Source organism: Sphaerisporangium sp. NPDC005288, from assembly GCF_040607475.1.
Classification (GTDB): Bacteria; Actinomycetota; Actinomycetes; order Streptosporangiales; family Streptosporangiaceae; genus Sphaerisporangium; species Sphaerisporangium rhizosphaerae.
The window spans coordinates 53733-67796 of sequence record NZ_JBEXGT010000041.1; the positions used below are offsets into that span (position 1 = coordinate 53733).

General features: G+C 73.3%; 10 protein-coding genes. 3 read left to right on the top strand and 7 right to left on the bottom strand.

Annotated features, from left to right (window positions below; genetic code table 11):
- Positions 1–105: 105 nt before the first annotated feature.
- The gene (locus ABZU32_RS31355) at positions 106–333 is read right to left on the bottom strand and encodes a hypothetical protein (protein WP_354927687.1); all 228 of its coding nucleotides are present in this window, start codon (positions 331–333) and stop codon (positions 106–108) included.
- 398 nt (positions 334–731) lie between these two features.
- On the opposite strand from ABZU32_RS31355, the gene ABZU32_RS31360 reads away from it, so the two are divergent.
- Entirely contained in the window at positions 732–1526 is a 795-nt protein-coding gene (locus tag ABZU32_RS31360) for a nucleotidyltransferase domain-containing protein (protein WP_354927689.1), read from the top strand.
- Positions 1527–1777: 251 nt separating this feature from the next.
- Complete coding sequence (locus ABZU32_RS31365) at positions 1778–4168, top strand: prolyl oligopeptidase family serine peptidase (RefSeq protein WP_354927691.1); 2391 nt, start codon at positions 1778–1780, stop codon at positions 4166–4168.
- A gap of 74 nt (positions 4169–4242) precedes the next feature.
- On the opposite strand, the gene ABZU32_RS31370 is transcribed toward ABZU32_RS31365, so the two are convergent.
- The 6 genes from ABZU32_RS31370 to ABZU32_RS31395 form a co-directional block, all read right to left on the bottom strand.
- Positions 4243–4866: a GAF domain-containing protein gene (locus tag ABZU32_RS31370; RefSeq protein ID WP_354927694.1), complete on the bottom strand. Its 624-nt coding sequence runs from the start codon at positions 4864–4866 to the stop codon at positions 4243–4245.
- Positions 4853–5725, bottom strand: a complete 873-nt coding sequence (locus tag ABZU32_RS31375; protein WP_354852172.1) for a S8 family serine peptidase — start codon at positions 5723–5725, stop codon at positions 4853–4855. Before ABZU32_RS31375 ends, ABZU32_RS31370 begins: the two co-directional genes overlap by 14 nt.
- Positions 5722–8787: an AAA family ATPase gene (locus tag ABZU32_RS31380; protein ID WP_354927696.1), complete on the bottom strand. Its 3066-nt coding sequence runs from the start codon at positions 8785–8787 to the stop codon at positions 5722–5724. Before ABZU32_RS31380 ends, ABZU32_RS31375 begins: the two co-directional genes overlap by 4 nt.
- Complete coding sequence (locus ABZU32_RS31385) at positions 8784–8996, bottom strand: aroma-sacti cluster domain-containing protein (protein ID WP_354927698.1); 213 nt, start codon at positions 8994–8996, stop codon at positions 8784–8786. The genes ABZU32_RS31380 and ABZU32_RS31385 overlap by 4 nt, the downstream gene beginning before the upstream one ends.
- Positions 8997–9171: 175 nt before the next feature.
- Positions 9172–10980, bottom strand: coding sequence for a BTAD domain-containing putative transcriptional regulator (locus ABZU32_RS31390; protein ID WP_354927700.1), 1809 nt, complete (start codon positions 10978–10980; stop codon positions 9172–9174).
- Between the two features lie 34 nt (positions 10981–11014).
- Positions 11015–12118 carry a hypothetical protein gene (locus tag ABZU32_RS31395; RefSeq protein ID WP_354927702.1) on the bottom strand — a complete coding sequence of 368 codons (1104 nt, stop codon included), beginning with the start codon at positions 12116–12118 and terminating at the stop codon, positions 11015–11017.
- A gap of 853 nt (positions 12119–12971) precedes the next feature.
- Between ABZU32_RS31395 and ABZU32_RS31400 the strand changes: the two genes are divergently transcribed.
- Positions 12972–14027, top strand: coding sequence for an endo-1,4-beta-xylanase (locus ABZU32_RS31400; protein ID WP_354927704.1), 1056 nt, complete (start codon positions 12972–12974; stop codon positions 14025–14027).
- The last annotated feature ends 37 nt before the right edge of the window (positions 14028–14064 follow it).

A 14064-nucleotide genomic window follows, 5' to 3' on the forward strand; every position in this document is an offset into this window, starting at 1 on the left:
CACGTCCGCCACTGAGCGCGGCGGGCCGCCGGGGAAGGTGAGTGCGCGGCGCGGGTGGCCCGCGCCGCGCACCGCGTGCTGTTTCGTCAGGTACGCCGGCAGGTGTCAGGCGTAGAGGAAGTACCGGTAGTCGCTGGGGCCGACGCTCTGGTAGGAGCAGTAGTAGGAGGTCCACCAGCCCCACTGGATGCCGAGCTGCCCGCCGTTCACGCAGTCCGAGTACAGGAAGTAGACGTACCGGATGCTTTCGGCTTGGGCGGGCGCCGTGCCCAGCGACAGCGACAGGCCGGCGGCCAGAGCGGCCGAGACGAGTAGGGCTCTGATTTTGCGCATGCGATCCTCCTGCGGCCGGATAAGGGGGACCGCTCGCCCTGTACGCGGACGCTCGCGCGTCCGGGAGGCGAGTGGCTCCCGCACTATCGCGTCGCGGATGGCGCCCGGCCAGGTCGCGCCCGCCCGGGCGGATCCGGGCGCGCGTGACCTGGATCGTGGTGCAGAGAAGGGGGAGCGGGCGTGAAAGGTTCACCACGCCCGGGCGCCGGGGTCGGGGAAACGGCTCCGAGCATGATCCACCGAGAACGAGGCGTCCACGCGGGGGCGGAGGCACCCTGGGGATAACTCCGTTGCTCCAGGCAGGCGGCGCGAGAGATGATCCGGAGTCACGGCGCGAGAGACGATCACGTGGCCAGAGGTGATCGGTCGGCCACGTAGCGAAAGAGAGGTGGCGTCCGTTGAGCTGGACCAAGCACTCCACCCCCGAGCACGAGGCCATCGCGGGCGCGCTGACCATCCTGCGCTGCCAGGTGGGCTCCGGCGTGCACGGTACCGCCATCGCCGGCACCGACGACCGCGACGAGATGGGCATCTGCCTGGAACCGCCGGACTACGTCATCGGCCTGCGCCATTTCGACCAGTACGTGTACCGCACCCAGCCCGAAGGCGTCCGCTCCGGCCCGGGTGATCTCGACCTGACCGTGTACTCGTTGCGCAAGTGGATGCGCCTGGCCGTGGGCGGCAACCCCACCGTGCTGCTGCCGCTGTTCGTCCCCGAGTCCGAGATCGTGTCGGTCACCGACCTCGGGCGCGACCTGCGCGCGGACCCGGGTCTGGTGCTGTCCCGGCAGGCAGGCCACCGGTTCCTCGGCTATCTGCGCTCGCAGCGCGATCGCATGGTGGACCACCCGCAGGGCAAGCGCACCAACCGGCCCGAACTCATCGCGCGGTACGGATACGACACGAAATACGCCGGGCACATGGTTCGCCTCGGCGTCCAGGGCGTCGAACTGCTCGAGACGGGCCGCATCACCCTGCCCATGCCGGAGCCCTGGCGGTCGCTCATCGTCGGCATGCGGCAGGGCGCGCACACCAGGGAGGAGGCCCTGAACCTCGCCGCCGACCTGGAGGACAGGCTCGAGCGGCTCATCCCGGTCTGCGACCTGCCCGAGCACCCCGACATGGACCGCGTCAACCGGTGGCTCGTCGCGGCCTACCGCGAGACGTGGGCGTCGGACGTGCCGTTGTCCTGACCGGTCAATGGACGTCCGGGCGGGTGCGCCGAGGCCGGCCTCTCCGTGATCGTCGCGGCGGCGGAGGGGCCGGGCGGGCAGGAGTGGTAGACTTTCTCCCTGTACAAGGCCGCTTTCCCGGTTCCGGGGGCGGCCATCCTGCTTTTCAGGTGTCAATCGGCGCGCACGCGCCGGTCGCACGGCCGCCGTCGCGCGTCCTGCCCTGAGAGCGGAACGCGGTGCGGTGGCCGGCGTCTCGACGAAGGAGAAGCATGGCCGTTTCCCCCGCATCCCCGGCCCCGGCGTCACCCCCACCCGCCGCGTCACCCCCACCCGCCACATCGCCGCCGTCCGCCGCGTCACCGCCGTCCCCGCCGACCTCGCTGCCGCGGCAGCTCGCCCGCACCCGGCGGTTCTCGCTCGGCGTGCCCCGCCATTTCACGGTGTCGCCCGACGGCGGCACGGTCTTCTTCCTGCGCACCAGGGCGGGGGACGACCCGGTCTCCTGCCTGTGGGCGCTGAACGTCGCGACCGGGCGGGAGCGGCTGCTGGTGGACCCGCTGACGCTGCTGCGCGGCGAGGAGGAACGGCTGTCGCCCGAGGAGCGCATCCGCCGCGAACGCGCCCGCGAGCTGTCGTCCGGCATCGTCGCCTACGCCGCCGACGGCGCCTGCGAGGTGCTGGCCTTCGCGCTGTCCGGCGCCCTGTGGACCTGCCGCACGTCGGACGGGGCGGTGCGCCGCCTGCCGGCCGCCGAACCGGTCGTCGACCCGCGCCCGGACCCGGCGGGGCGGCGCGTCGCCTACGTCGGCGGCGGCGCGCTGCGCGTGGTGGACGCCGACGGCGGCCGGGACCGGGTGGTCGCCGCGCCGGACGGCCCCGAGGTCGTCTTCGGCCTTCCCGAGCACGTGGCCGCCGAGTCGATGGGCCGGCACCGCGGGTACTGGTGGGCGCCGGACGGGCGGCGGGTGCTGGTGGCCAGGGTGGACACCGCCCGGGTCCAGCGCTGGCACATCGCCGACCCCGCCGACCCTTCCCGCCCGCCGGTCTCCTTCCCGTACCCCGCCGCCGGCACGGCCAACGCCGAGGTGAGCCTGTGGATCGCCGACGCGGACGGCGCGGAGGGCGCGAGTCCCACGGCGGTGGACTGGGACGCCGAGGCGCTCGAGTACCTGACCGGGGCCGGGTGGGACGCCTGCGGACCTTACGCGGCCGTGCAGAGCCGCGACCAGCGCCGGGTGCTGGTCCTCGGCGTCGACCCCGCCACCGGCGCGACCGAGGTGCTGGCCGAGCAGCGCGACGACGCCTGGGTGGAGCTGGTGCCGGGCCTGCCGGCGCGCACGGCGCGGGGCGTCCTGCTGACCAGCGCGGACCTGGACGACACGCGCAGGCTGCTCGCGGACGGCCACCCGGTCACTCCCCCGGGACTCCAGCTCGACGCGGTGCTGGCGGTGGACGGCGAGACGGTGCTGTTCGCCGCCGCCCAGGACCCGACGTGCGTTGATGTGTGGGTGTACGACCCGGTGTCGGGGCCGCGCCGGGTCAGCCGGGAGCCGGGCGTGCACACCGGCACGCACCGGGCGGGCACGACCGTGCTGGTCTCCCGCACCCTCGACCGCTCGGGCACCCGCGCGGTCGTGCTCAGCGACGCCGCGTCCAGCGCGGACGGTGGACCGTCCGCGCGGGCCACGCAGGCACGCGAGGCGGTCCATGGGCCGGGCGAGCAGGCCACTCAGGTACGCCAGGTGGTCCAGGGGCTGGGCGAGCAGGCCGTGCAGGCGCGTGAGGCGGTCCAGGGGGCGGCGGAGCAGGCCATGCAAGCCATGCAGGCCATGCAGGCGCGTGAGGCGGTCGGGGTGGAGATCGCTTCGGCGGCCGAGCGGCCGGTGCTGGAGCCGCGGGTCGAGATGCTGGTGCTCGGCCCTCGCGAGCTGCGCGCCGCGCTGTTCCTGCCCTCCTGGCACCGCGACGGCCCGCTGCCGGTGCTCATGGACCCCTACGGCGGGCCCGCGATGCGGAAGGTGACCGCCGAGCGGGCCTGGTGGGCCTACGTGTCGCAGTGGTTCGCCGAAAAGGGGTTCGCGGTGCTCGCGGTGGACGGGCGGGGCACGCCCGGGCGGGGCCCGGCGTGGGAGCGGGCCGTCCACCTGGACCTCGCGGGCCCGGTGCTGGAGGACCAGGTCACGGCGCTGCGGGAGGCGGCGCGGCTGCGTCCGGCGCTGGACCTCGGCCGGGTCGCCGTCCGGGGCTGGTCCTTCGGCGGGTACCTCGCGGCCCTGGCGGTGCTGCGGCGCCCGGACGTCTTCCACGCCGCCGTCGCCGGCGCCCCGGTCACCGACCAGCGGTTGTACGACACGCACTGGCGGGAGCGGCACCTCGGCCACCCCGCCGAGCACCCGGAGGCCTACGACCGCTGCTCGCCGATCCTTGAAGCGTCCGCACTGAGCCGTCCGTTGCTGATGGTGCACGGGCTGGCGGACGACAACGTGGTGGCGGCGCACACCCTGCGGTTCTCGGCCGCGCTGCTGGCGGCGGGACGGCCGCACGAGGTGCTGCCGCTCCCCCGCGCGACGCACCTGCCCTCCGACGAGTCGGTGCAGGAGAACCTGCTGCTCCACCAGCTGGACTTCCTGCGGCGCGCGCTGAACCTGTCATCGGGCTGATCGAGACGAGGCGGGTCCCGCCGGCCGTCCCGGTGGCGCCGCGTCGCGGGGGAACGGGGCCGGGCGGCGGGAGGTCACAGCAGCTCCTCGGCCACCGCCAGGAGCTTCAGGGCGGTCGGGTGGGTCGTCCCGGCTCCCCGGGGCACCCGCGCCGAGATGCGCTGGAGCAGCACGTGCACGTCGTCGCCGGGGGAGGCGGCGGCGCTCGCGGACCGCAGCCGCAGCAGCAGCTCCAGCCCGTACGCCGCCTGGGTCGCGAGCAGGCCGAGGAGGTTCACCTCGGCCAGCTCACCCCGTGACCCGCCGCTCGCCCGGTCGAGCACCTCAAGGACGCCGATGCAGCGTTCGTACCGGACGAGCGGCGCGGCCATGATGCTGCCGGGGACGTATCCGGTCGACTCGGCCGCGTCCTTGGCGAACTGCGGCGTCTCGGCCACGTCGTCGGCGATCATCGGCTGGCCGCTCGCCGCGACCCAGCCCGCGATGCCCGTGCCCGCCGGGAACCGCGTCCCCAGCAGATGCTCCTCCCCTTCGCCCGACACCGCCTCGAAGACCAGCTCGCCGGTGTCGGGGTCCACGAGGAACACCGACGACGCCGCCGCGTCGAACACCTCGCGAGCCACCTCCACGATGGACTGCAGCAGCCTGCGCTCGGTGATCTCGGCGTCGTCGGGGGACGGGTGGTCATAGAGGTACATGGGCGTCTCCGTTGCGTGCGACGACGTTGGCAGAGGCCAGGTAGAGCACCGACTTGAGCTGGAAGGGCGTCATCCACGGGTGCTTGCCGAGGATGAGCGCGCAGATGCCGGTGATGTGCGGCGCGGCGAAGCTGTTGCCGCTGCTGCGGATCATCCGGCCGCCCGGCCAGGCCACCGGGACGCGCACGCCGCGCGCGTAGAACTCGGCCGGAGGGGTGGGGTTGTAGTAGTAGGTCATCGGGTTCGGCTCGTCGTGGCTGGCCACCGAGATGACCGAGGAGAAGGTCCACGGGAAGCTCAGCACCGGCATGTTGTGCGCGGCGGCGACGAGCAGGCACCGCCGGAAGTAGGCGCGGTCGGCCAGGTCGTGCAGCGTCGGCAGGAACTCGCTCCTGGTGGTCGACAGGCTGAGGTTGATGAGGTCGTACCCCTCGTCGACGGCCCAGCGGAGCCCGGCCAGCAGGGCGGCGCCGCTGCCGGAGCGCCCGTCGGTCAGCACCCGCACCGACGTGAGGCTCACCGCGGGGGCGATCGACCGGATCACCCCCGCGCACGCCGTGCCGTGGCCGGCAGGGTCGACCGGCGCGCAGTCGGCGATGGTCAGCTCGTCGCCGTCGTGGGCGACCATGAGCGATCGTTCGAGCGCGCCGACCATCGGGTGCGCGCCGTCCACGCCGGTGTCCAGCACGCAGACGCGCACCCCGGCGCCCAGGCCGCCGCCCCACGCCCACTGCTGGGTGACCTCCTCGTGGCGGATGACCCCGAAGTCGTCCAGGGCCAGCCGGGAGGTGGCGGCGCTCCAGGCGGGCAGGCCGGGGAAGTGCGCGCGGCGTTCGCGGCGCCAGGGCGGCTGGGTCACCGGGGTCCCTCCTGTTCAGCGATCCAGGCGCGGACCCGCCCCGCGGGCAGGCCGGCGCCCTTGGCCAGGTAGCTGTGCACGGCGCGCTCCGCGGCGTCGCCCGCCTCGGCGGCGTGCCCGGCCGCGCTGTAGGCGCGGGCGAGCTCGGTCAGCACGTCGCCGCGCAGGCACGGGTCGTCGGTGCGGTCCAGCGCCTCCCGCGCCCGGGCGGCGAAGGCGAGCGCGGCGCCGTGGTCGCCGCCGAGGGAGGCGATCCGGGCGCGCGCGGCGAGCACGACCAGCTCGCCGCGGACCTGCGGGCGTCCGGCCTCGGCCTCCAGCCGGTCCAGCGCCTCCCCTGCTTCGGAGACCAGCCCTTGGCGCAGCAGCTCGCGCGCCGCGTACGCCTCCAGGGTCCTGCCCGGCGAGGTGTGACCGGCGCGGCGCAGGGCCGACGCGCACCGCCGGAACAGGGTCTCGGCCTCCGCGTGCCGGCCGACGAGCGACTCGACCAGCCCGCGGACCTGGTTCACGGCGGTCGCCGCCACGTCCAGGTGCAGGTCGCCGGCGTGCCGCCCGGCGGTGGCCAGCACGGCCCGGGCGGCGGTGACCTCGCCGGACAGGGCCAGCAGGCGCGCCCTGGTGAGCAGCACGGGGACCAGCAGGGCACGGTCGCCGCCGAACCTGGCCGACAGCTCGTCGCACAGCGCGAGGCTCTCCCGCAGCGGCGTGGGGGACCACTGCGCCAGCTCGCACAGCCCGCTGAGCAGCCGGTCCTCCTCGTACCGGTCGCCGAGCGACCGCGCGCGGACCAGGCCCTCGCGCAGGGCGTCCTCGGCGGCTCCGGAGCGCCCCTCGACGGTGCGGGCGAGCGCTTCGAGCTGGTGGAACCGGCACCAGCCCAGGTCGTCGCCGGGGTCGGCCGCCAGCATCTCGCGCAGCGCTCCGTGGTCCACGGGGCGGGTCCCGAAGCGCACCGCGAGCGTCTCGCGCTGGATCGCGCAGGTGAGCCGGGTCCGCCGGTCGTCGGGCAGCATCCGCTCGGCGGTGTCCAGCGCGGCGAAGGCCCGGTCGCCGTCGCCGCGGGCCACCCCGGCGTCGCAGATGCGCACCGCGAGGGGACGGTGCTCGGGGTCGCCCGCGGGCAGCAGGTCACGCCCGCGTTCGAGCAGGCCGACGGCGGCGGGCAGATCGTTGCGGTGCAGCGCCTGGGTGCCCTCGTCGATGAGGGCGCGGGCGGCCCGTTCGGTGAGCGCCGGCAGGGACGGGTCGTCGGGGCGGACGTCGCGGGTGAGGTGGCAGGCGGCCTCCAGGTGGTGGGTCAGATCACTGTGGGAGGACTCCTCGTAGTGGCCGCCGGGGTGCGGCCGGCCGGCCCCGGTCAGCCGGTCGGCCAGGGCCAGATGCCAGCTCGCCCGCAGTTCCTTGCGGGTCATGGCGTAGACGGTGTCCCGGGTGAGGGTCTGAGTGAACTGGAAGGAGCCGGGCGCCTCCCGCCGCCGGATCATGCGGTGCCGCAGCAGGCGCCGCAGCGACTCGCCCATGTCCTGCTCCTCCAGGCCATCGCGGCACAGCAGGCCGAGCTGGTCGGCGGTGAAGACGTGGCCGATCGCCGCGGCCCGCTCCAGCACCTCGCGCTCCCCCTCGCCGAGCCGGTCCAGGCGGGCGCCGAGCAGGGCCTGGATCGTGGGCGGCAGAGGCGCGTCCTCCCCGTCCTCGACCAGCGTCTCCAGCATCAGCTCGGCGAACAGCGGGTTTCCGTCGGAGCCGTCGGCGACCCGCACGCACAGGGCGTCCACGCCGTGGGCGACCACCTCGGGCTCCGGCGCCCGCCCGGCCGAGAGCGCGGCGACCAGCAGCCGCATCTGGTCCTGGTCGAGCGCGCCGAGCTCCAGCGAGGACGAGCACGCCATGCCCCCGCCCCAGGTCGGGCGCGCGTCCAGCAGCTCGGGCCTGGCCACGCAGACCAGCAGGACCGCCACGTCCAGCAGCCACGTCGCCACGTCGTCGATCAGATCGAGCAGCGTCGGCTCGGCCCAGTGGAGGTCCTCCCAGACCACCACGAGCGGCCGGTGCCGCGCGAGCGCCTCGAACAGGGTGCGCACCGCCCGCGAGATCTCCTCCACGCCGGCCTCCTCGCCGCCGCGCGGGGAGCGGGAGGCGTCGGCGGTCACCAGGCCGCGCAGCGCGGGCGTGCTCGACGGCTCCATCAGGGGGGCGATGTCGGTCCAGGAGCCGTTGAGGGCTTCCAGCATCTCGGCCACCGGGCGGTAGGTGATGCCCGCCCCGTACGAGCGGCACCGTCCGACGAGCACCGTCACCTCCTCCGGCAGCGTGTGGACGAAGTCGCGCACGAGCCGAGACTTGCCGATGCCAGGGGTGCCGAGCAGCGTGACCACGCAGCACCGCCGGCCCCGGGAGGAGCGCCGGTACGCCTGGCGCAGCTGGTCCATCTCGTCGTCGCGGCCGACGAGCGGGACGGCGCCCTCGTCGCGTCCCCCGGTCTGCGGTTCCAGCGACTCCACCCGCCACGCCCGCACGGGGTTGCTCTTGCCCTTCAACGTGAGCGGCGGCATCGAGACCAGCCGCGCCTGCGCGCGGACCATGCGCCCGACCTCGTCGCCGACGAGGATCTCCCCGGCGCCCGCGGCCGACTGCAGCCGGGCCGCGGTGTTGACGGTGTCGCCGATGACACGCAGGTCCGAGCCGGGCGTGTCGATGACCACCGCCTCGCCCGCGGAGACGCCGCAGTGCACCTCCAGCCGGATCCCGTGCGTGGGCGCGAGCCCGTCGCTCAGTTCACGCACCCGCGCGAGGGCGGTGTGCGCGGCGCGGACGGCGCGCAGGGCGTCGTCCTCGCTGCTGATGGGGATGCCGAACACGGCCATGATGGCGTCGCCGATGAACTTCTCGACCACGCCGCCGTGTTCGCCGATGCCCGAGGTGCACGCCTGGTAGTACCGGTCCAGGATGTGCCGGAGCAGCTCGGGGTCGAGCCGTTCCGCGAGCTCGGTGGAACCGACCAGGTCGATGAACAGGACGACGACGTTGCGGCGCGCGGGGCGGGGCGCCCGGGCCGTCATACGAGCTTGACTTCGTGACCCTCGACCTCGCCCGTCACGGCGTCAAGGCGGGTCTTGATGGAGTTCAGCAGCTCGACCTCCGGCCGGCTCAACTCCGCGAACACCTGCCGCTGCCGCTCGCTGAGCAGGTCGATCGGATGACCGGCCTCGCGCAGGGTCCCCAACGCGTCGAACGTCGTCGGCCCGGTCCGAATCTCGCGGCTGTCCATCGGCCACCTCCTGGTCGCGCCCGCCGCGGCCTGCCGGCCACTGCTGATCCACACGCTAGTGAGGCAGGGTTTGGCGGCAGTATGGCGCCGCCATGCCACCGCCATACTGTTCCCGAACTGGGCCGAAACTGGCCGTGTGGGTCACCACCCGGACGAGGCGGGCTCCGTAGGCGGCTCAGCGTCCATGGTGGCGGCGCAGTTCGGTCGCGAAACGGTGGGCGAGCGGTGACATGGTGTAGGCCATCGAGTGGGCCACCACCTCGGCCTCGTCGGCCGCCTTCTGGGGCACCGACAGGATGTTGGCCTCCAGCAGCGACTCGATGGCCCGCTCCGCCGAGGTCACGATGCCCTCCAGCGCGGCGACCAGTTCGTCGTGGCCGAACGGCGGCCCCGGCAGTGCGCCGAGGGCCAGGAACGCCGGCCGGTGCGCCCAGGAGGGCCGGTTGTAGCATTCCTCGAACCGGTCGCGCAGCGAGGTCTCCCCCGCGACGAACTCGTCCAGGATGTTCTCCGAGCGGTACAGCCGTTCCGCGAGATGAGCCAGGGGCACGTGCCGCAGCCCGGACAGCCTGCCCCCGAGCAGGCGCAGCGCCAGGGGGGACACCCCGTACTGCTCGAAGATCGCCGTGACGGCGGGCAGGTCGCCGACCACCCGGTCGTGGCCGATCAGCCTGCCCATGAACTCCAGGCCCTCGGCCGCCGACAGCTCCTCCAGGCCGACCCGGGTCACCGACTCCAGCCCGCTGAGCCTGCTGCGGCTGGTCACCAGCACCTTGCTGGCCGTGGTGCCGGGGAGCAGCATGCGGACGCTGGACTCGTCGGGGGAGTCGTCCAGGACCAGCAGGATCTTGCGGTTGGCGAGCCAGGACCGCCAGACCGAGGCCAGCACGTCGTCGTCGCGGATGCCCGCGACGTTCAGCCCGACGCCCTCCAGGAGCTCCCGCTGGAGGTCCACGGTGCCGCGGGTGTCGCCGCAGTGGCGGCGCAGCGCGACGACGAGCGCGCCGTCCGGGAAGCCGGGGGCCAGCATGTGCGCGACGTGCACGGCCAGGGCGGTCTTGCCGATGCCCGGCCCGCCGGTGATGAGGGTGACGGCGGCCGCCTCGTCGACGATGCGCCGCACCTCCCGCTCCCGGCCGACGAAGTCGGCGATGTCGCGCGGTAGCTGGTTGGCCAGGGTCTGGATGGGGCGCGGGCGACCGGCGCCGGCGTGGCCCGCCCCGTCCGCCGTTCGCCGTCCCTCGCCGCGCAGGATCTCCTGGTAGAGGTTCCTGAGCACGGGGCTCGGGTCCAGGCCGATCTCGGCGGCCAGATGGCGGCGCAGGCCCTCGAAGTGCGACAGGGCCTCCGAGGCGCGCCCGCAGCGGTACAGAGCGGTCATCCGCGCCGCGGCGATGCGCTCGCGCGCGGGGAAGCGCGATGCGAGGAGGTCCAGGGAGGCCAGGGCCTCGACGTGGTGGCTCAGTTCGATCTCCAGCTCCACCCAGTCCTCGTACACCGACAGGAACAGGTCGGTGGAGCGTGCCAGCTCCCCGGCGACCAGGGGCACGTGGGAGAACTCGGCCAGCGGGGGATCGTGCCACATGCGCACGGCCTCCCCCAGCAGCTCGGCCGCGACCGCGAGGTCCCCGGCGCGGACGGCGGCGCGGCCCGATCTGGCCAGCTCCACGAACCGCAGCAGGTCCAGCTCTTCGCGCCCGGCGAACAGCCGGTAGCCCCAGCCTTCGAAGCTGAGCCGGTCACCGAAGATCTTTCGCAGTCCCGAGACGTAGACCTGCAGGTTCTTGCGGGCGGTCCGGGGCGGGCGCTCCCCCCACAGCGCGTCGATGAGCTGGTCGGACGGGATGACGGCGTTGGCGTGGCAGAGCAGGATCGCCAGCAGCAGCCGCTGCTTGGGCGCGCCGATGACCGCCGTGTAGTCGTCCACCCGGACCTCGAGCGGGCCGAGTATCGAGCAGTGAAGGCGAAAAGCCGCGTTACCCATAGCTGTCCTTGATTTCGCGCCGTCGCTGTGACGGTCACCGCGCCCCACCGGCCATCGGCGTGCCCAGGAGCAGGAAGTCGACGATCTCGATCGGAGGGGGAGCGCCGGCGCTCCGCAGCGCGTCCAGATGGCGCTTTCTGATCATGAGGGCGACGGCGTTCGAGACGGTGGTCCCGCCGGCTCTGGACTCGAACCAGCGCCAGTCGCCGTCCACGTTGACCTCCAGGAACACCACCTCCGTCCCGGCCAGGAGCAGATCGAAGGCGCCGTAGGCCAGCCCCCACAGCCGGGCGAGCCGGCGGACGGCCGCGGCCGCCGCCGGGGGGACGGCCGCCGGTGTGACCGGCACCCGCGCTTCCTCGCGCCACGGCGAGTCGGGCGAAGGCTTGTCGACCGCGTAGGCGTGGACGGCGCCGTCCAGGTAGTAGACCCGCAGCTCCGCGTCGTGCTCGACGTGCTCCTGCACCATCACGGGGAAGTCCGGCGCCGGCAGGCGCGCCAGCTCCTCGCGCTCCAGGACCTGCGGGAACACCCCGAGCAGCAGCCCCGGCGCCGTCTCGAGAAAGTGCTCGTGCACCACCTTGACCACGTACCGGCGGGCCGCCGAGCGCGCGGGGACCGCCGCGGGGTCGGTGGTGACGACCGTCTCGGGAACGCGGATGCCGGCCCGCGCGGCGCCGGCGAGCTGTTCGAGGTGGCCGGGATGCCCTCCGGGAAGGCTCGACGGCGCCAGCGAGGCGAGCTGCCGCACCAGGGCCGTCCACGAGTCGGCGCGCACCATGGCCGCGGCCGGGCCGCCCGTGCGGGGCATCGCCCGCGGTGAGAAGTGCCGCGCCCAGACGACGGTCGGGGCGACGCGGCGGCCGTCCAGGGTGAGGGAGCCGTCGTCCAGGGTGAGGGTGCCGCCGCCGAGCCGGAACGACAGGTCCAACGCCGACACGCCCTCGGCGTCGATCCGCACGCTCGGCACGCTGAGACGGCACAACAGGGTCTGCAGGAGGGGGAACTCGCCGCACCCGGCCCGGTCGGCCAGGACGACGCACGGAGTCGCGGTCAGGGGGTCGTACGGCTCCGGCGGCGACCATGTCACGGTGCCGCGCGAGGAGCGCAGGTCCACGGTGACCGGGGGCATGGGCACGCGGCCGGAAAGATCATCTGCCGAACCACCGACAGGCCCTAACAATGTCCGTCCGCGGCCGTGCGTTGGCGGAAAGCGTCATCCACCGACGCTTCACGTGAAATCACCATGCTGTTCACGGACGCACCTCCATCAGTCAGGATGTCGGCTGTTTATCGACAAGATGAGGCGTAGATGGATAAAGGACGGCTTTGACCTGCTATGTGGGGAGTTCGTGACTCAATAAGAGCACGAGTCAGCATGCTCTGCAAGCGGTGTTTCCGCAGGTAGACAAATCCGGTAGGAGAGGCTCCGGGCACTTCTCCCTCGAGCGCCGATGCGGACGCCGCCGTATTTTGGGACGGCGCGCCATGACCGAAAACAAGGCGCCGCACCATGTCATTCGCCGGCTCGTGCGCATTTCACCATTGAGGCCACTGAAGGGTGATACGCCCGGCCGATCATCCACAAGATCTGAGGCTGAATCATGTTCGTGCAGGCAGCGCCGGACGGGCGCGCGCGTTCGCCGGCCGCCTCGTGTGGCGTCCGCCGCGGTCCCTCGCGGGCGGGCGCGGACGCCGGTGGCGGCGACCTGCGCCGCGCGGCGACCGCCCGCGAGGGCGGGTCCGAAAGGCTTCCGGCATTTCGGGCCCCATCCCGGAAGAGGGCCGCGAAAGTTTCACGCCCGCGCCCCTCGGATCGCTCCACCGGTCTCCGTCCGCCCCCCGCCCGTTGACGATCGCCTGCGTTACATCTACGTTGCAGGGCACCGCACGAAACATCTCGGGAATGGTCCGAAACTTTCGGAACGCCGGGACCATGACCTGCCGTCGGGGGCTACGAAGTCGTCATCGAACATCACGAGCGAGGATCCATGAAACGTCTCATGCTGGGACTGATCGCCATCGCGCTCGCGCTGGCCGTACCCTCGCCGGCGAGCGCCGGCACGGGCGGCGGCAGGGCGCCGGACGACCTGCGCGAGCTGGCGCACAAGCTGAAGGTGTACATCGGCTCGGCCGTCGATGTCACCGCCCTGGCCGACGAGGCCGACTACCGCCAACTGCTCAACCGCGAGTTCACCCACGTCACCGCGGAGAACGCGATGAAATGGGAGTCGGTGGAGCCCCAGCGCGGCGTCTACACCTGGGAGGGCGCCGACGCGCTGGTCAGGAACGCCCAGCGCAACGGCCAGCACGTGCGCGGGCACAACCTCATCTGGCACAACCAGATTCCCGCCTGGCTCACCGAGGGCGTCGCCGACGGCAGCATCGACGCCAAGGAGCTGCGCAGGATCCTCCGCGACCACATCTTCACCGAGGTCGGCCGCTACCGCGGCAGGATCCGCGCCTGGGACGTGGTGAACGAGGTGGTGGACGACGAGGGCAACCTGCGCCAGAGCATCTGGCTGACCACCCTCGGCCCCGGCTACATCGCCGACGCCTTCCGCTGGGCGCACCAGGCCGACCCGCACGCCAAGCTCTACATCAACGACTACAACCTCGAGTGGAACACCGCCAAGATCGCCCAGACGCTGAACATCGTCAAGGACCTCAAGTCCAAGCGCGTGCAGATCGACGGCATCGGCTTCCAGGGGCACCTGGGCATCCAGTACGACTACCCCGGCGACTTCCCCGCCGTCATGCGCCAGTTCACCGACCTCGGCCTGGAGGCCGCGATCACCGAGGCGGACGTGCGCATGGTCCTGCCGGTCACGCCGGAGAAGCTCGCCACCCAGGCCGACTACTACCGGCGCATGCTGTCCACCTGCGCCGCCAACCGGCGCTGCGTCGAGTTCACCGTCTGGGGCTTCACCGACCGCCACTCGTGGGTCCCCGGCGTCTTCACCGGTGAGGGCGCCGCCTGCATCACGGACGAGAACCTGGCGCACAAGCCCGCCTACGACGCCCTCCTCGGCGTCCGCAGGGCCTGAGCCCGAGGCCCGGCTCCGGCGGCCGTCCAACGGCCGG

Bases quoted from the DNA above. Each gene is read 5' to 3' on its own strand.
- ABZU32_RS31355 (WP_354927687.1), bottom strand. From the start codon at position 333: ATGCGCAAAATCAGAGCCCTACTCGTCTCGGCCGCTCTGGCCGCCGGC.
- ABZU32_RS31365 (WP_354927691.1), top strand. From the start codon at position 1,778: ATGGCCGTTTCCCCCGCATCCCCGGCCCCGGCGTCACCCCCACCCGCC.
- ABZU32_RS31370 (WP_354927694.1), bottom strand. From the start codon at position 4,866: ATGTACCTCTATGACCACCCGTCCCCCGACGACGCCGAGATCACCGAG.
- ABZU32_RS31380 (WP_354927696.1), bottom strand. From the start codon at position 8,787: ATGACGGCCCGGGCGCCCCGCCCCGCGCGCCGCAACGTCGTCGTCCTG.
- ABZU32_RS31385 (WP_354927698.1), bottom strand. From the start codon at position 8,996: ATGGACAGCCGCGAGATTCGGACCGGGCCGACGACGTTCGACGCGTTG.
- ABZU32_RS31390 (WP_354927700.1), bottom strand. From the start codon at position 10,980: ATGGGTAACGCGGCTTTTCGCCTTCACTGCTCGATACTCGGCCCGCTC.
- ABZU32_RS31400 (WP_354927704.1), top strand. From the start codon at position 12,972: ATGAAACGTCTCATGCTGGGACTGATCGCCATCGCGCTCGCGCTGGCC.